This window comes from Acinetobacter sp. CWB-G5 (assembly GCF_019209785.1).
GTDB classification, from domain to species: domain Bacteria; phylum Pseudomonadota; class Gammaproteobacteria; order Pseudomonadales; family Moraxellaceae; genus Acinetobacter; species Acinetobacter johnsonii.
The window spans coordinates 191497-208579 of sequence record NZ_JAHUTF010000004.1 but is presented as its reverse complement, the minus strand read 5'-3'; the positions used below and the strand labels follow the sequence as shown (position 1 = coordinate 208579).

At 44.2% G+C, this 17083-nt stretch carries 12 protein-coding genes; 2 read left to right on the top strand and 10 right to left on the bottom strand.

The window, feature by feature from the left end:
• Positions 1-185: 185 nt before the first annotated feature.
• The 9 genes from KVY11_RS09665 to KVY11_RS09625 all read right to left on the bottom strand — a co-directional run bounded on the left by KVY11_RS09665 (position 186) and on the right by KVY11_RS09625 (position 11003).
• The gene (locus KVY11_RS09665) at positions 186-1550 is read right to left on the bottom strand and encodes an AAA family ATPase (RefSeq protein ID WP_218288790.1); all 1365 of its coding nucleotides are present in this window, start codon (positions 1548-1550) and stop codon (positions 186-188) included.
• A gap of 38 nt (positions 1551-1588) precedes the next feature.
• Positions 1589-3091, bottom strand: a complete 1503-nt coding sequence (locus KVY11_RS09660; protein ID WP_183173603.1) for an AAA family ATPase — start codon at positions 3089-3091, stop codon at positions 1589-1591.
• Positions 3092-3102: 11 nt separating this feature from the next.
• Positions 3103-3885: a bifunctional phosphoribosyl-AMP cyclohydrolase/phosphoribosyl-ATP diphosphatase HisIE gene (hisIE, locus tag KVY11_RS09655; RefSeq protein WP_218288789.1), complete on the bottom strand. Its 783-nt coding sequence runs from the start codon at positions 3883-3885 to the stop codon at positions 3103-3105.
• 189 nt (positions 3886-4074) lie between these two features.
• A complete protein-coding gene (locus KVY11_RS09650) occupies positions 4075-5361 on the bottom strand; it encodes an NAD(P)/FAD-dependent oxidoreductase (RefSeq protein ID WP_184117822.1) in 1287 nt (428 codons plus the stop codon).
• Between the two features lie 259 nt (positions 5362-5620).
• Entirely contained in the window at positions 5621-6697 is a 1077-nt protein-coding gene (locus tag KVY11_RS09645; protein WP_218288788.1) for a patatin-like phospholipase family protein, read from the bottom strand.
• Between the two features lie 162 nt (positions 6698-6859).
• A complete protein-coding gene (locus KVY11_RS09640; protein WP_218288787.1) occupies positions 6860-8479 on the bottom strand; it encodes an AarF/ABC1/UbiB kinase family protein in 1620 nt (539 codons plus the stop codon).
• Between the two features lie 12 nt (positions 8480-8491).
• On the bottom strand, positions 8492-9163 hold the full coding sequence (locus tag KVY11_RS09635) for an SCP2 domain-containing protein (protein WP_218288786.1): 672 nt from the start codon (positions 9161-9163) through the stop codon (positions 8492-8494).
• Positions 9164-9186: 23 nt separating this feature from the next.
• Entirely contained in the window at positions 9187-10131 is a 945-nt protein-coding gene (gene ubiE / locus KVY11_RS09630) for a bifunctional demethylmenaquinone methyltransferase/2-methoxy-6-polyprenyl-1,4-benzoquinol methylase UbiE (RefSeq protein WP_010325783.1), read from the bottom strand.
• Positions 10132-10298: 167 nt separating this feature from the next.
• Positions 10299-11003: a hypothetical protein gene (locus KVY11_RS09625; protein WP_004978789.1), complete on the bottom strand. Its 705-nt coding sequence runs from the start codon at positions 11001-11003 to the stop codon at positions 10299-10301.
• A gap of 196 nt (positions 11004-11199) precedes the next feature.
• On the opposite strand from KVY11_RS09625, the gene KVY11_RS09620 reads away from it, so the two are divergent.
• The gene (locus KVY11_RS09620; protein ID WP_218288785.1) at positions 11200-12627 is read left to right on the top strand and encodes a phosphate--AMP phosphotransferase; all 1428 of its coding nucleotides are present in this window, start codon (positions 11200-11202) and stop codon (positions 12625-12627) included.
• Positions 12628-12680: 53 nt separating this feature from the next.
• Here KVY11_RS09620 and KVY11_RS09615 read toward each other — a convergent pair whose 3' ends face one another.
• The gene (locus KVY11_RS09615) at positions 12681-13223 is read right to left on the bottom strand and encodes a hypothetical protein (protein ID WP_004692676.1); all 543 of its coding nucleotides are present in this window, start codon (positions 13221-13223) and stop codon (positions 12681-12683) included.
• A gap of 178 nt (positions 13224-13401) precedes the next feature.
• On the opposite strand from KVY11_RS09615, the gene KVY11_RS09610 reads away from it, so the two are divergent.
• Entirely contained in the window at positions 13402-17082 is a 3681-nt protein-coding gene (locus KVY11_RS09610) for an exodeoxyribonuclease V subunit gamma (RefSeq protein ID WP_218288784.1), read from the top strand.
• Position 17083: the final 1 nt, after the last annotated feature.

The window sequence follows — 17083 nt, the reverse complement described above, 5'->3', positions numbered from 1 at the left end:
AAGTAAAACCGATCATATAACATGACTAAAACAACATCAATCTTTTTTGCGCTGACGCAAAACATTATACGCGTGATGGTCATTTCTTGGTGGATGGTAGGTACTTTCTCAGTGCAATAAATGTAAAAAAGCGACCATTGGTCGCCTGTTTTTGAGGGTTGAAATAGATATGCTTATGAAGCAGGCTAAGTTAATGGATTTGCCGATGAAGCATCATCTTCAGCACTGAGTAAAGCAATTAAATGCTGTTGCTGTTCGGGAGAGAGTTGCTGTTGAATCTGTGTGAATAATTCAGCCACACTTAAATCTTGGGGTTCAGCCGCAATCGGTTCGGTGCTTCCACTCATCGCTTCATGATTGGCAAGGTTTTGGTAAATCACATCGAACTGATGTTGCAGTGGTTCGAGTTGGATAGGACTTAATTGCTTATTTTCCAGTTTGAGGCATTGAAACTCGCTGGCTTGTTCCAGCAACTCACTTCGGTTGCCTGAGGCGATAATTTGTAGTCGAGGAAAAGCCTGATTTAAACGTTTTAAAATGACTTGCGCCATATTTTGATCCAATTGATGATCAATTGCATCAATCAACAGTACGCCGTCACCTTCTAAACAAGGGAACAGGCTTTCAGGGTTGAGTAGGCATAAACGTCGCACAATATCGCCAACGAGCGCCACCCAGTTGCGTATACTATTGGACAGCTGTTGATAGAGCATGCTGTTGCCATGGTAGCGCACCATCAGTTGTAACTTGGGATGATATTGCAGATAAAGATCTTCTATTTCGGGCAGAACAGTTGCTAACGCTTGCTTGAGCGCTTGTAGGCTGGGTGACTGGATGTGTGCTTGAGCCTGAGCCAATTTATAGCTTAAGGGGATATCGGGTGGCATGCTTTTAGGCTGATGCAATATCGTTTGTAAAAACTGCGCAGTTTGCGCATTTTCAATATCGCTGATTTCACGAAACCACTCAAAGAAACGCGCAAAGGTGGTATAGGGAATGGCTGAAATTTCATAGGCATGTGCATGTTGGAAAATCAGGGGATTGTTCTTGCTGAGAATATTCATCTCATTGACAAAACGTTCCGCAGGATAATACGCAATCAACGGTAAACCTTGCAGCGGATCTTGTAACGTTGCTTGCTGATATAGATTGACCAGTTGTTCGAGTTCTAATGTTTCAACTCGGCTGATGCCAATGCCATGTTGGTTTAAGGTTTTGTAGAGTTGCCATGTATAGGGTTCGGGCGCAGTATCGGCTGCCGTAGGTTTGAGAGCATACAACTCAGCGGGCACAGCAACTTGAATATCAATTTTGGACTGTAGGCGGTTCAGCATAATGTCGTGATCTAACATCACCACACCTGCAGAGCGTAAATCTTTATAACGGGCTGCAAACCAAGTCAGAGCCTGATAGCTAAAACGTAAGATTGAGGTCTTGCCTGAGGCTTGATCTCCTAAAATTAAAGTGACGGGTTTATCGTGATAAGAAAAATCGACTTTAAGGTCAGCAAAATGCAGGATGTGTTTCAGGTGAATCGATTGAATTTTCATAGAACACCCGCAGCGGTTGTGACTATTTTTACATTCGACTATCCAACAACTTTACGTAATGAGCTTGGCATTTGTTTTTTTAGCTGTTGCATCAGATCGTAAATGTGATGGATATTTAAACTTACTTTAGCACGTGTACAGGCCACGTAAAGCAGTCTTAACTCTTCATCACTAATTTTATGGTCTTTGTCGTTGATCTTGAACTGATAATCATCTTCGATGTGAACGCGGTTCCACTCTAAGCCTTTGGCTTTGTGTGCGGTGGAAATAATATAATCCGCTTGTTCAATCGGCGTAATCTTAGCGAGGGCTTTTTTGAGTGGATCGGTGCCATGATCATCTACCAATTTTACTAAAGGTTTGATGTCACTGCCGTCATTGGTTTCGCAATATTCATGTACATCATGCCAAGAATTAAACCAGGCCAGTTCAGGCACATCGGTGACGCGCTTACCTTGTTTAAGCATCGCGGCGGCATCGACAAAGCGGTTCAGTTTGACATGGTCGGCTTGTAAGCTGACTTTGTCGCCATGGACCAATCCTGAGAGCAACAGTTCCATAGCGCGCGCATTGGTGCGACATAAAATCGCATCGCGCATTTTGGTATGAGGTTTGTTGACCACTTTGGAGTTGAGTAGAGGGTTGCCCATGAGCGGTACGGTTTCATTCAAGGCGCCTAAAATGGCATTGGCATGCAATGCAATCTCTTCACCAAAACGGAATGAGGTGGTGAGGCGTGACTCAGGCAAAGGCAGTTGTTGCATAGCATTGACTGCGCCGCGCCATGCATAAATCTGTTGGTGTGCATCTCCGACATAGATCACTTGTGTATTACGCTGTTTCAGTAAGATGCCCAACATCAGCGGATCGGCATCTTGTGCCTCATCAAACAACACATAGTCACTTGGGATATTGGGTTCAGACAACGCCCACAGTTTTAAATAAATATCATGACCAATCCCAGCCTGATGGTTGGGATCAATCGACTCTAACCAACGACGTTCAATGGCAGGGTAGAGGTGCTTTTGTAGTGAATCGATATCATCGGGATGTAACCAGCTCGGTGCTTGTAAATGTCGCGGTGCTGGGTACTGAGAACTGGTTGAGCAGAAGTGACTCACAGCATTCGCCACAAGGCTGGCCAAGCGTGATGGCATCAATACATATTTTTCATAACGTCCACCCATCATCCGTCTTAAGGTAATCGGTTCTAGGCGATATTCTTTGGCAATAAAACTCGGACTTAAACGAGGCAGACGAAGTTTATCCGTCACTCCACGTGGAACACTGCGAAAAGCAAGCGAGTGGAAGGTTCGGCAGTCGACATTGCCATGAAACTTCGTTTGCGCTTCGCTGGCAATGGCTTTGTTGAACGCTAAATACATGCCACGTCTTTGTGGCATGGCATCGCTAATCATTTGCAGTGTGGTGGTTTTACCTGTGCCTGCATAAGCAATTACTTTAAACGATTTGCCCAGACGCGCGTTATCAATGGCAATGGCTTGCTCATAAGTCGCGCTCGGTTTGATGATATTCGACACAGGCAATAAACTTAGTGGCTGCGGTTGGCTTTTTCAAGCAAACCAGAAAGCCCTTGACGACGTGCCAATTCATTAAGAACCACTTGAGGGTCTAAGTCGAAATAGCCTAAAACCACAATAGTATGAAACCAAAGATCTGCCACTTCATAGATCAAATCATTTTTATGGTCTTCATTGGCTTCAGATTTAAAATCTTTAGCCGCGATAATGGTTTCAACCGCTTCTTCACCGACTTTTTCTAAAATTTTGTTGAGACCTTTGTGGTACAGCTTTGCGACATAAGATGAGTCTGGATCCGCCGCTTTGCGCTCAGCCATCATTTGACCGAGGTAGGACAAAACTTCAACTTGCTCAGACTGTGCCGTTGAGGCATTCATTACCAATGTATGTGGGTTGGTTGATTTTCCAGCATAAATTGCGTTCGGGTCTTTGAGTTGTGCATCCACTATTTCCCAGCCATTTGGCGTGAGTTTACGGTAGAAGCATGATTCGCGACCTGTGTGACAGGCAATTCCGCCGTGCTGTTCAATTTGTAGCACGATTACATCGGCATCGCAGTCGAGACGAATTTCATGCACGGTTTGAAAATGCCCAGATTCTTCGCCTTTGTGCCATAACTTGTTGCGTGAACGAGAGAAATACACGGCTTGGTTTTTCTCAGCCGTCAAAGCCAAAGCTTCACGGTTCATCCATGCAACCATCAAGACACGTCCCGTTTGGTGATGCTGTGCAATGGCAGGGACTAAACCTTGTTCGTTAAATTTTACTTCATCGAGCCATTGCAAATTGTTCATAAGATTTCACCAAGCGAATAAATATTGAGAGTGTTACGATGTTAACGTAGCGCGCTATAGTCTACGTGATTTAAACAGAATAGAGGAGAAACTTTCTACAGTTATCTCACAGTGGCTTAATTGATGTATTTTAGAAACTCAACCATCAGTCACCCATCTAAAGCGGATGGCGATGATTGTCGTTACATTCTACACAGAATGATTGTTTTGTTTTGCAATATCCCGATAGTTCATTTGACTGAACATGCCTAATTTTAAACCTGAAATCGTCACCGCCATTTCTTTACGGAAATAGGGAATTCGATACATCCAAGCAAAGCTAAAATCACGTAAACCACCTGCCCACCATAGGTCAGATTGGTAAAGTGGTGTGAGTAAACGACTTAAAAATTGATAGAAAGCTGTCGAACTTTGACGGTGTTGATGATACGTTTGCCAGAGTTGGACATAATCAAGGGCTTCATTTTTTCTTGCGCTTTGAACCGCTTGCCCCAAAGCCCATGCATCTAAAAGGGCCATATTTGCACCTTGCCCCAGTTGTGGACTCATGGCATGTGCTGCATCACCCATGACACCAATACGACCCTCACCAAACTTAGACAGTACTACATCACGATAATTTGCCGTCAACCATTGTGATTTTTGTTCAGGCTGGGCAATGACTTGTTCTAACCAATCCGCAGCAGGTTTCCAACGCTTAGACACTTGGTTTAACCAGTCAGAATGCGCTTGTGAATTGTGTAGAAAACTATTCAGTTGATGGCTTGGAAGACTCCAAAACACACTCGATAGTCTTTGCTTGGGTTCATGTGGCACTGTACCGGTCGGTAAGATGCCCATCATCATTTTAGAGCGATCATGAAACTGATGTAAAATTTCTGTATCTAATTCAAGGCATTCGGGAACAATTGTCCATTTGGCTCCCCAAGGATAAGCTTGATCAACCTTCACCCATTCTTTCGGTCTTAAGAGGCTGCGTGCGCCATTGGCAATGATCACAGCATCAAAAGCTTGATCAAATGATTCACCATCTTTTGTACCCGAAACCCGAACTTGATTGGATGTTTCTTTTAATTTTTGAATATCGGTATTCATTTGCCAAGTAATGAGTTCGGAATATTCACGGCATTTATTTTCTAAAACATGACATAACGTTGCTCGATGGATACCGACACCATAAAAATCAGGATGCGCTTGTTGATAATGACTATTGACCAGTAAATTGCCACTCGGTAACTGACCTTTGAGCCCAGTGACTTTTGCACCCAGTCTTAAAACCTCATCTAAAAGGCCTAAATGCTCAAAAACAGCTAAACCAGAAGGCTGTAGTAACAGTCCTGCGCCGACAGGTTCGAGTTCTGAGGCTTTCTCTAAAATACTGACTTGAATATTTTGTCGAGCCAGTAAAATCGCAGTGGCTAACCCTGCGGTTCCAGCACCGATGATGGCGAAGTGGGGCGGGTGATTAGAAATCATAGATCGAATGATTTAACCATTGTCTAAAATGAATGCGTAACGAATATCATCAGATTTTTTTAATTGGTCGATGTTGATTTGAATGAAATCTTCTAACGAGCTTGCAATCACATTTTTTCCACGATTCATTTTGTAATTCAATGACTTGACCATATTTTTTTTGTTCACTTAAAATTATTGTTAGCATAGAAAAAATGTAATCTCGATTTTTCTTTATTTGGTCAGATTAAACAAGATTACATTGATGCGCAAATTTTGTTTATAAATCTTGTATCGCCTGTGCAAAATGCTGTTTTTCCACCATTTCCAAGAATTCATCACCTAAGCGCTGACTTTCAGAAATACATTGGTTCCACATTTGAATGCGCTGTTTTTGGTCGAGCCCTTTGAGGGTGAAATCTTTACGATCGGGCAGGCGTCCTAAAGGTAAGCTCTGTAAATAGTCTTGGGACGGAGACAATAGTAGCGTACGGGCTTGATTTTCAGGATTAGCGCGACGTTTAAACAGTTTATCAAACCACCCCGGCGTAATGCTGTCCGTAAAGTGCGGATAAAGCACAATGCCTTGACTCTCAAAAGGCAGATCGATGTGATAGTCAATCAGACCACCATCGCGATAACTGCCTTGTGGCGCATCTGGAATATCGCGAATTGCGGCCATCACGCCTGGAATAGAGGCTGAAGCAATCAGCCAAGGCAGAACGTTTGCAGCGGTGAGACTGTGATAATGAGTGAGGAAATCATCTTCCACTTTAAATTGTTTACCATTGCTGGGCTGACTAATTACCCGTTGCATAAAGTGGCGACTATGCTTTCGCGAAACAGCGGTTGTGCCGATGATACCTGCCACAGAGGCCAACAGCGGGAGAACTTGGTCACTTTGGAAGATGTGCTGTGCTTTAATCGACAGCACTGTGAGGTGGTAATCGGGATGATTGACCAATTCCGCTTCTTTGCCTTGCACCAAGTCGAGCAGCATGCCACGGCAAATATCACTGACTTCTTGGCGCTGCATTTTTTTGTCAAAATAGAGGTTGGTATAGAGTTCACCTAAACGTTCGGTACCTGCTTTCGCACCGTGCGCTAAGATGCTGGCAAAGCGCCAACTGCCAATGGATGAACCAATCAACGTTCGTCTTTGCGGTGCACGAGCAAAGAATTCACCAAAAATGGCTTGGTCTAAACCTTGAATCCCGATGCCTTTGGGCCCACCTGCGGCACCGGGTACAATATCGACCTGTTCAGCTTGTAAGCCTTCACTTTGAATGAGTTGACGTGCTAATTTACCTGCACGAATGCTTAAAGCGGGAGGGTGTTTTTGCAGGATTTGAGTCATCGTGATCATTCAAAATAGACAATATGTATTGTCATTTTAACTTGCGAGAGAGCGAGCGCATTGGCAAAAGTGATCCAAGAATGACTTGGGAGTCACTTCCTACATAAAACCTAAACATAAAAAAGCCTGAGAGACTCAGGCTTTTAATACAGCAGAAAGCGTCTATTTAAACACGCGCCACACCGCCAGTAAGCTGGTGAGTACAATTAAAATCACTGAAATAAACCAAGGCGAGATAATCGCAATCGACAGCAAAATGGCCATGAGACTGCCAAAAATCCAACTGCGTTTTTGCTGATGCTCCATTTGTAGGCGCATACTTTGCAGTTCATTGAGCTGTTTAGCATGCCAAGCTGATTGGTTTTTGAGACCATTTAAGCTATCGACCAACAGCGTTGGGAAGTCTTGTGCCCCTAAAAGTAAGTCCGGAATTTTTTGTCCTAACTCTTTTAGGTTCTTTTGTGGATTCATTTGTGCTTTGATCCAATCGGTCAGGATTGGCTTAGCTAAACTCCAAATGTCCAGCTCCGGGTAAAGGTCAGTCCCTAAACCTTCAACATGTACGAGGGTTTTAAGCAGCAGCATCAGTTGTGGCGGAATTTCCAAATGGAAGCGTCGTGCAATATCCATCACTTGAATCAAAATGCCCGCGAAGTCCAATTCATGCATGGGTTTGGACACCATTGGCCCGACCGTGCGACGCATTTCACGTGCTAGTGCATCTTGGTCTGTGCCCGGTGGAATCCAACCAGCTTGATGCACGATTTGAATCAGTTGCATAAAGTCGCTGTTCATGACCGCAAGCAGCATACGTGCCACGGTCATTTGGTCGTGCTTCGACAACTCACCCATAATGGCACAGTCTAGTGCAATATAGCGGGGTTGGCTTGGGTTTAGGGTTTCAACGAAGACATTGCCCGGATGCATGTCGGCATGGAAAAAGTTGTCACGGAAGACTTGGGTAAAGAAAATGGTTAAGCCTTTTTCCGCCAGATCTTTACGATCCATCCCCAGCTTTTCAAAGGTTTCAATGTCTGAAATGGGAACGCCCGTAATGCGTTCAACCACCATCACGTCTTTGCTATCCATATAGACTTCAGGCACATACATCATGCTTGAGCCTGTAAAGTAATGGCGCATACGACGGGTATTGTCGGCTTCTAAGGTCAAATCCAGTTCATTTAAGATGACCTGACGATAGTCCTGAATAATTTCAGATAAGTGTAGTGCACGCGCGGCTTCTAGGCGTTTTTCAAGAAAATCGCCCAACCATTCTAAAATTTCAAAGTCTTGTAAAATTTGACTACGAATAGCGGGACGGGTGACTTTCACCACCACTTCGCGACCATCATGTAAAGCGGCTGTATGTACTTGAGCAATTGAGGCTGCTGCCAAGGGTTGTTCGTCGAAGCGTGCAAACAGCGTATTTACATCGGCTTTCAATGAGTCTTGAATACGCATTTTCGCGACATCAGAACCAAAGGGTTTGACACGGTCTTGGAGTAGAACCAGTTGTTGTAGTACTTCAGGTGGAATTAGGTCACGACGAGTAGACAGCAGTTGTCCCATTTTAATCGCCAGTGGTCCCATTTCCTCTAAAGCTTGTTTGAGCTTCAGTGGGTTTTTACGTTCACGACTGGACCATGCCGCAGGGTGCATACGAATTACACCCAGCGCATGACGCGCTTTTTCAGGTAATTCTTCCGCAGGAAACAACGTGTCGAGTCTATAGTGCGCGGCAATGCGCCAAAGTTCGAGTAAACGTGAAACGTGCGGAATCATATATGTAAATACCTAGTTCTGAGTTGAGTCTTGAGTGTCAATCTGTGCTTGAAGCTGTTGAATTTTGGCTTCGGCACGATCTAAGTTTTGATTAAAAATACGGGTATCTTGATGCAGATCATCCATTTGCCAACGCGGGGCAAATAGACCACTGTCTTCTTTCAAGGCATCTTCAGCAAAAAACAAATGACTTTGTAGGGTCTGTTTGATGTGTTTTGGTGCCAGCTGAATTTTAGCCAATTCATGCGCCAAACTTGGGCCAATCCATGGGCTTAAATGCGCAGCCAAGTCAGGCTCAGCGTGTTGCATAATCCGTTGAATATCCTGTAGAAGGTGATAATCACCTTGGAGCGGGATATTGCCGACATCATCCGCCAGTAATAGCTTGAGCAGCTCAACCACATTGGCCACCGTTAAAGTTGCGGTTGCTGGGGTGTGAGATTGAGCTTGGTCAAAAGGGCGTTGTTCGAAAATGGACGCTGTTTCACTATGCCCTGTAACGGTAGGTTCTAAGCGCACTTTGGCTTGGTCAAAGAACACATCTACAGACAGTTGCGGGGATGCGATCACCACACGTAACATCTTGCCTTGTAGTTCATTGAGCTGGATGCGAGTGATCGCATCCAAATTAATCACATGATGAATTAATCGTTCAATTGCACCGAGTGCCAGAATCGACCACATAATTTGCCCTTAAACGTTTAATTTTAAAGTTTAAAACCACGGTGTACAGCAACGATACCGCCTGTCAGGTTGTGATAGTCACAGTTTTGGAAGCCTGCATTTTCCATCATGCCTTTTAGCGTGCGTTGGTCTGGGTGCATACGAATGGACTCGGCTAAATATTTATAGCTTTCTGAGTCATTGGCAATAATTTTGCCCATGATCGGCAGTGCAGTGAACGAATATAGATCGTACAGTTTTGAAAATGGTTCAAACACAGGTTTAGAGAACTCTAATACCAGTAGGCGACCACCTGGCTTAAGCACGCGGTACATCGCTGCAAGTGCTGCATCTTTATCGGTCACATTACGTAGACCAAACGAGATCGTGAGTAGGTCAAAGCTGTTGTCTTCAAATGGCTCGAGGGTTTCAGCATTGGCTAATACGAAGTCAACATTGGTACAGCCTGCATCAATTAAACGATCACGCCCCACATTCAACATCGATTCATTAATGTCTGAAAGTACCACATGACCTGTAGGGCCAACTTCGCGGCTAAACACTTTAGCCAAGTCGCCTGTCCCGCCAGCAATATCTAGCACGTGTTGACCACGACGTACCCCTGACATATTGATCGCAAAGCGTTTCCATAGACGGTGAATACCAAAAGACATCAAGTCATTCATAATGTCGTATTTGCTGGCAACCGAGTGGAAAACTTCCGCCACTTTTTGCGCTTTATCTTCACTGCTCACCGTCTGGTAACCAAAGTGTGTGGTACTGCCGACGTTACCTGTGTTGGCACCGCGAGGAAGATTGTATTTGGGTACAGAACCCGTTACTGGGGTATCAGTCAACTGTTGTTGTAATGATTTTTGCTGACCTTGCGCTGTGCCTTGGGGTAAGGGTTCAGTTAAAAATGGACTCACTTTGTCTGTGTTTTGTGCCGACTCTTGAGTAGCGGTAGGCGTTTGATTTTCATTCGACATGGGAGTCACTCCTAACATAGCAATAGGGTAAATGTTGCAGTGCATGCATGATGACAGATTCTAGGACGTTGTACAGTAACCATCATGCAATTGTGCTGAATAATATACAGAAAAACAGCAGAGCAAAGCTGCTGCTGGCTTATTTTTATCAAGTCATTCGTTGAAATTTACTGAAAAGGATACAAATGTCCCGCATGGACTTTATCAATAATTTGACGTTCCACCGCAGTAAAATCTTTCACAAATTTCTCTGCCGACTTTAGCGGTTTCATGGCCAAAAAGCCATCCTGCATAAATTCATACATGACATTGAAGTTATATTTGTTGGCCGTCCCTTTACACATCTTAAAAGCGGTATAGACCATAAAAGAGCGCATGTATTTATCGAGGTTCTTACCCAATTGATCGAGTAAATATAGCTGTTTCAAGCGTTCTTCGCCTTGTTCTAGTTTTAAGTAGGCTTGGCGCATCAAATCATCGGTTAAGGCTTCAGAGGGATGGTGATCTTTCAGCAATTGCATCGCCACTTGTTCATCCAGTCGCACCGCCAAAATCGCCAACTCAACCCCAGAGGTACCGGTTTTAATGGCATTTTCAGGAATTAATTTCTCCGCTTTGTGCGCATATTTGCTCAAGCGCGCGATTTGTCCTGCCAAAGCGTCAAAATCTGGGCCACCATATAAACGGTTGATAAAATACTCGGCCATCAAGAGGTTCTGTTTTTCTGCGAAAGCACGGTTATGCGTGCGTTGCATCCGTTGTTTTTGCCAGACTTGCACATCTTGTAAACGTTGGAAGAGCACCGAATCTTGATGATAATGCAATTGGTAATACTGTTCTAAAAGCTCATCGAGGGCGGCGAGTTTGGACATTTGCTGTCTCAGTTCTATTTAAAGATAGCTAAATCTTAGTGCGTGATGACGGAACTCGCTATGACAAAGTGACAAAAAAACTATTTATTTGTGGTCAGTTTGATGTAGAAGTAGTCAAAAGATACATATGAAAATCATCTAGACCATCATCTTTTAGGATCTAGTGATTTGATTAAATAGAAAAAAGGAGGGGGCAATGGATACAGAAACGATCGCCAGTACAGTGCTGAATGAAGAACAGCTTTCACTGGACTTAATTGAAGCGCAATATGCGTTGATGAATACCCGTGATCAGAGCAATGCAAAAAGTTTAGTGATTTTGGTCAGTGGAATTGAACTTGCGGGTAAAGGCGAAGCGGTGAAACAGCTGCGCGAATGGGTCGATCCGCGTTTTTTATATGTCAAAGCCGATCCACCGCATCTGTTTAATCTAAAACAGCCTTTTTGGCAGCCCTATACTCGATTTGTACCTGCCGAAGGGCAAATTATGGTGTGGTTTGGTAACTGGTATGGGGACTTGTTGGCTACGGCCATGCATGCTTCAAAGCCTTTAGACGACACTTTGTTTGATGAATACATTAGCAATATGCGGGCTTTTGAACAGGACTTAAAAAATAACAACGTAGATGTCTTAAAAGTTTGGTTCGATTTGTCGTGGAAGTCTTTGCAAAAGCGTCTGGATGACATGGACCCGAGCGAAGTACATTGGCATAAATTGCATGGGCTAGACTGGCGCAATAAAAAACAATACGACACTTTGCAAAAACTACGTACACGTTTCACCGATGACTGGCAAATCATTGATGGTGAAGATGAAGATTTGCGTAATCACAATTTTGCACAAGCGATTTTAACGGCGCTGCGTCACTGTCCAGAGCATGAAAAAAAGGCCGCGCTAAAGTGGCAGCAAGCGCAGATACCAGATATTCTGACTCAGTTTGAAGCTCCTCAAGCTGAGGATGCAAACTATAAAGCAGAGTTAAAAAAACTCACCAAACAAGTGGCTGATGCCATCCGCTGTGATGACCGTAAAGTGGTGATCGCTTTTGAAGGTATGGATGCCGCTGGGAAAGGGGGGGCGATTAAGCGCATTGTGAAAAAGCTCGACCCGCGAGAATATGAAATTCATACCATTGCCGCACCTGAAAAGTATGAGTTACGCCGTCCTTACCAGTGGCGTTTTTGGAGCAAATTGCAGTCGGATGACATCACTATTTTTGATCGAACGTGGTATGGACGCGTTTTGGTAGAACGGGTAGAAGGCTTCGCAACCGAGGTGGAGTGGCAACGCGCTTATGCGGAAATCAATCGTTTTGAAAAAAACCTCAGCAACAGTCAAACCGTACTGATTAAGTTTTGGCTGGCGATTGATAAAGATGAACAAGCGGCGCGTTTTAAAGCCCGTGAAAGTACCCCGCATAAACGCTTTAAAATTACCGAAGAAGATTGGCGCAATCGCGACAAATGGGATGACTATTTAAAGGCAGCCGCAGATATGTTTGCACATACCGATACAGGTTATGCGCCTTGGTATATTATTTCCACCAATGATAAACAACAGGCCAGAATTGAAGTCTTAAGGGCAATTTTAAAACAGCTCAAAGCGGATCGCGACACAGATTAAAAAGCATAAAAAACGGTCATTTGACCGTTTTTTATAGAGGTGGATTTAGTTCTTTAACTTAAGGGAATTTGGGTCACTGGCGCTGCAACAGGAACACCTTGTTCAGCGGCTTGTTTTAGTTGAATGCCTTTGGCGAGCTTATACGACTCTTCCACATGGGTTTCCGCAATTTTTTTCATCACGACATAACCCAAGCTGGCCGCAATCATTTGTCCGCCAAGAGGAATGAATTTGGTGACTTGTTTGGTGATGTATTTGGCTGCCATGTTGTTGAGGGATTTCTTCACGGCTGTACGTGCCACCACCAGTCCAGAGAACTCCACACCACGTTTACGTAGTTCTGACCAATGTATTTGCTTGGTTTCTGGGTCGTAGACACTGACTTGTTCAGGGGTTAAACCAAAGCGGGCGTTAATTTCGGGAATCAACTGCGACAATATGCCCACATCAATCACCACATCGAGGAAGGGGACTGGAATAACCGCAGCACCTGCGGAAAAATAGGCGCGCTTTTTAACTAAGTCCAAACATTCTTCGCGGATTTGTTCTAAATTTAAAGAGGGATCAATTTTTTCTGGAATGTGCTCTAATTTCATCTTCTAAACCCTAAAATATCCTGATTCACATTGATTCTAGTTTTGCTTAAAGTACGTATTTTAAAGCAAATTTTAAATAGAAATATGTCATCAAAGTGACATAGACAGAACCAGAAGTATAGTCAATAATCTGTGTGCTTTTGTAGATTTTTCATAAGACGGTCATTTGAGGGGAAACATGGCAATACACGTAATACAAAGTCAGCGTATTGATGTTCTGTTGCAAGCCATGCAAAAAACCGTCTTTAAACCGGCCAAAAATGCCTTTCAAGTGCTGCAAGCACAGCATTTTATTGTACCTTCACCTGCGGTTGAGGCGTGGCTAACGCAAAAGTTGGCAGAACAGCAGGGCATCAGTGCCAACACGCAGTTTCATCATCGTATTCGTGGTTTTCAATGGTCGGCTTATCAGTGGGTTTTGGTCGACCAAAAAGATGAAGTCCGTAAAGCCAATATTCCGCGATTGATTATTAAATGGCGTGTCTTTCAAGCCTTAAAAGAATTTATACAAGCCGAGCTGAATCCTTTAGAGGTTGCTCATCCGTTGTATCCGATTATTCAGCGGATCTATGCCAGCGCTGACCGTTTGCAACAAGGCATCGATAAACAGCTCAAAAAGCAAAGCATGCTGTATTGGGTCGCGGAGCAGGTTTCACGGCTGTTTAGTTTTTATATGGATTATCGTGGGCATTGCACCAAAGGCTGTCCACCGCAAAGTTGCCGTTGCCAGACCAATTGGTTACAAGCGTGGGGCAAAAACCAGCCGCTCGATTTGGAGCAGATGTTCTTTAAAACTCAGCAAGAACTCAGTGCTTTTCAACTCAATCAAGCTTATGAATTGGAAGCATGGCAACGTTGGCTCTGGCAAGTGGTGTTCCATGCTGACTTTGAACAAATTCAGCGTATTGATACTGCATTTTGGGGCTTACTCGATCAAGCAGAGACCCGAGACGCTGCACTGAAAAAATTGCCTGCACAGTTGGTGGTATTTACGGTTTTAGATTTACCGCCAAAACAATTGGAGTTTTTGCATCGATTGGGGCAATACCTCGATATCTTTATTTTTCACTATAACCCTTCACAAGAATACTGGGCAGACAGTGTCGATCCCAACTGGAAAGCGCGTTATGACGCACGGGTGAAGCAGCGTTTTATTGAAAAAAATCCAAATGCCAATGATGCCGAGATTCAGCAGTTTTTTGATGAGTTTACCCTCAATTTTAATGCAGAAACCCGAGAGTCTCGCCATCCTTTACTGACCCGATTTGGTAAACAAGCGCGCGACCATTTCTCTTTACTTTCTAGCCTTTCTTCAGGTGAGGATGGGGTGTGGGCCGATATCTTTGTTGATGAATATCCAGAAACTTTACTTGGTAAAATTCAGTCTGATGTACTGTATTTGGTAGAACCTGAACAGCATCAGTATGCCTTGGCTGAACAAGATGGTTCAATACAGATTCATGTCTGTCACTCCAGCCTCAGACAGCTTGAAGTCCTCAAAGATCAACTGATGCATTGGTTGGCTCAGGGCACGGCTGAAGCACCACGACGTCCAAGTGATATTTTAGTGTTGACGCCCAGTTTGACTGAGCTAGAACCTTTTATTCGCAGTGTTTTTGCACCTCCTCCCCATGAGCGTGAGGCTTTGAAAAAGGGCCATCAACTGAGTAAAGACAGTATTTATTTGCCTATTAAGCTAGCTGGCGTGACTCAGCTCGATGCCTTAAATGCATGGCGTGCTGTGTTGGGACGGATGGTCTTGGTACGGGGGCGTTTCAGTATTGAGGACTTTGCCGATTGGCTCAGTTTAAATGCAACGCAGCAACGTTATGGCTTAGACATGAATATGATTGAGCGGATGACGGAGCTGTTGATCAACGCAGGCTTTAAGCGTGGATTGGATGCCGAACATTTAAAACGCAGTCTGGCCGAAGGGGATGAAGATTATCGTTATAGTCTGAAGTTTGCTTTAGATCGTTTGGCGTTAGGCGTCGCTGTACCAGAGCATGTGCTGTTTCATGAGACTTTAAGCTATGCCCAAGTACAGTCGAGTGATTTTGAACTGATTGGTGTTTTGATAGAAATCTATCAAGATTTTAAACATCGTTCCGAGTGGATGATCGCGCATGAAACTGGACAACAGACGACTGCTGAAACTTGGCTGAATCGTTTGATGGAAGATATTCGCGAGTTTGAAGGTGCGGGTGTCGAGTCTTTGGCCGCAGTGTATAAGATGGTCAAAAAACAAGAACGTATGCTGACCTTGGCGAGTTTCTATGACGAACACGACCATCATGCACTGCGCAGTTTAAGTTTACCTTTGCCTTATGTATTAGAAGAAGTCCAAAAGACCTTAGAAGCGCAACTGGACTATGCAGAACCCACAGGGCAGATCACGTTTAGTCAAATTGGTCAGATTCGACCTGTGCCGTATAAGTTGATCGTGATGTTGGGCTTGGACAGTGGCAAGTTTCCCAACCGTAGTGCGCATTTGCCTTTTGACCTAATGGATTTACTGAAACCACAACTGGGGGATCGTTCCCGTTTGGAAGATGATCAAGGGGCTTTTCTAGATGCGTTGTTGTTGGCACAAGAGAACTTATGGTTATTTTATAATGGCTTTGATATCAACGATGGTGAAGTCCGTGATCCGTCTACAGTGTTGCAAGAACTGATTCAGCATATGGCCTTTATTGTGCAGCCTGACACACAGACCAAGAGTGCCGGTGCAACGGTTGATCAGCATGGTGTGACTGTTCCTGCACAGTTGGCATCGCTGTATCATGTCCATCCTTTATTGCCTTTTGATCCGCGTGGTTTTGAGTCTGAGCACAGTATCCGTTTTCAAGACCAATGGTTTCAAGTTGCGAAACAATTGCAACATGCATCGGGACAACCGAGCAGTTGGGTTAACACGCCTTATCCAAAATTAGAGCAAGACATTCAAGTTCTTGACAGTCAGCAGTGGATTCAGGACATCACTTTCCCTGCAAGGCTGTATCTCAAGACTTTAGGCGTGGAAAACTTAAAACCAGAAGAGATTCCTGCAACGCAAGAACCTTTACTGCTCGATGGTTTAGGACGTTATGCCATCCGTCATTTTTTACAACAACATGAGGCAGTGGCAGATGCCAATCTTCTGATGGATCAACTGCCGATTGGTAAAGTTCAAGATGGGGTTTGGCAAATGAGCGTGCTTGAGCAGCAGCGCTTGCTGACACGTTTACAACGTTATGCGCCTGAGGCTACTGCCACGACCCAACAAGTCTGGAAGGTGAGTGAGCATTTACAGATCAATGTTACTTTAGCCAAATTCAGTGCTGAAAAATGGGTCAGTGTAGAAGCATCCAGTGCCAGAGCAAAGCGCCGTGCCAAAGTTTGGTTAGAGTATTTACTGTGGCTAGCTTATGTCAATTTGGGTGAGGGCGGACAGCAATATCAACGCATCGTGGTGTTTAGTGACCGAACCATTTTATGCACTGGTGTGAGTTCAAATCAGGCGCGTGAATGGCTCAAACCTTGGTTGAAAGCATGGGAGTATGCACAAACTCAGCCTTTAGTTTTACCTGCGGCCTTGTTGTTGAAAATTGCAGAGAAAGATAAAACCCATGAATGGCAATTGAATGATCAGGAACAGATGGTGATTGCGGACATGGACGCCATTTATAAAGTGTGGGAAGAAGATGGCCGCTTTAGTGGTTTTTCAATGACTGAAAACGAAGCCAATAAAGCACACCGCGACTGGCAGTTTATTTTACAAGAGCAGGATGCCAAAGCATTACTTGCCCATGCCTGTGAGCAGTTTTCCTATGAACTATATCATCCGATATTTTTGCATCAGCAAAGCCTTGAGGACTAAG

Excerpts from the sequence above, each read along its gene's own strand:
- KVY11_RS09620 (WP_218288785.1), top strand. The coding sequence starts at position 11,200 with ATGGATACAGAAACGATCGCCAGTACAGTGCTGAATGAAGAACAGCTT.
- KVY11_RS09615 (WP_004692676.1), bottom strand. The coding sequence starts at position 13,223 with ATGAAATTAGAGCACATTCCAGAAAAAATTGATCCCTCTTTAAATTTA.
- hisIE (WP_218288789.1), bottom strand. The coding sequence starts at position 3,885 with ATGAACAATTTGCAATGGCTCGATGAAGTAAAATTTAACGAACAAGGT.
- KVY11_RS09625 (WP_004978789.1), bottom strand. The coding sequence starts at position 11,003 with ATGTCCAAACTCGCCGCCCTCGATGAGCTTTTAGAACAGTATTACCAA.
- KVY11_RS09635 (WP_218288786.1), bottom strand. The coding sequence starts at position 9,163 with ATGTGGTCGATTCTGGCACTCGGTGCAATTGAACGATTAATTCATCAT.
- KVY11_RS09640 (WP_218288787.1), bottom strand. The coding sequence starts at position 8,479 with ATGATTCCGCACGTTTCACGTTTACTCGAACTTTGGCGCATTGCCGCG.
- KVY11_RS09645 (WP_218288788.1), bottom strand. The coding sequence starts at position 6,697 with ATGACTCAAATCCTGCAAAAACACCCTCCCGCTTTAAGCATTCGTGCA.
- ubiE (WP_010325783.1), bottom strand. The coding sequence starts at position 10,131 with ATGTCGAATGAAAATCAAACGCCTACCGCTACTCAAGAGTCGGCACAA.
- KVY11_RS09610 (WP_218288784.1), top strand. The coding sequence starts at position 13,402 with ATGGCAATACACGTAATACAAAGTCAGCGTATTGATGTTCTGTTGCAA.
- KVY11_RS09665 (WP_218288790.1), bottom strand. The coding sequence starts at position 1,550 with ATGAAAATTCAATCGATTCACCTGAAACACATCCTGCATTTTGCTGAC.
- KVY11_RS09650 (WP_184117822.1), bottom strand. The coding sequence starts at position 5,361 with ATGATTTCTAATCACCCGCCCCACTTCGCCATCATCGGTGCTGGAACC.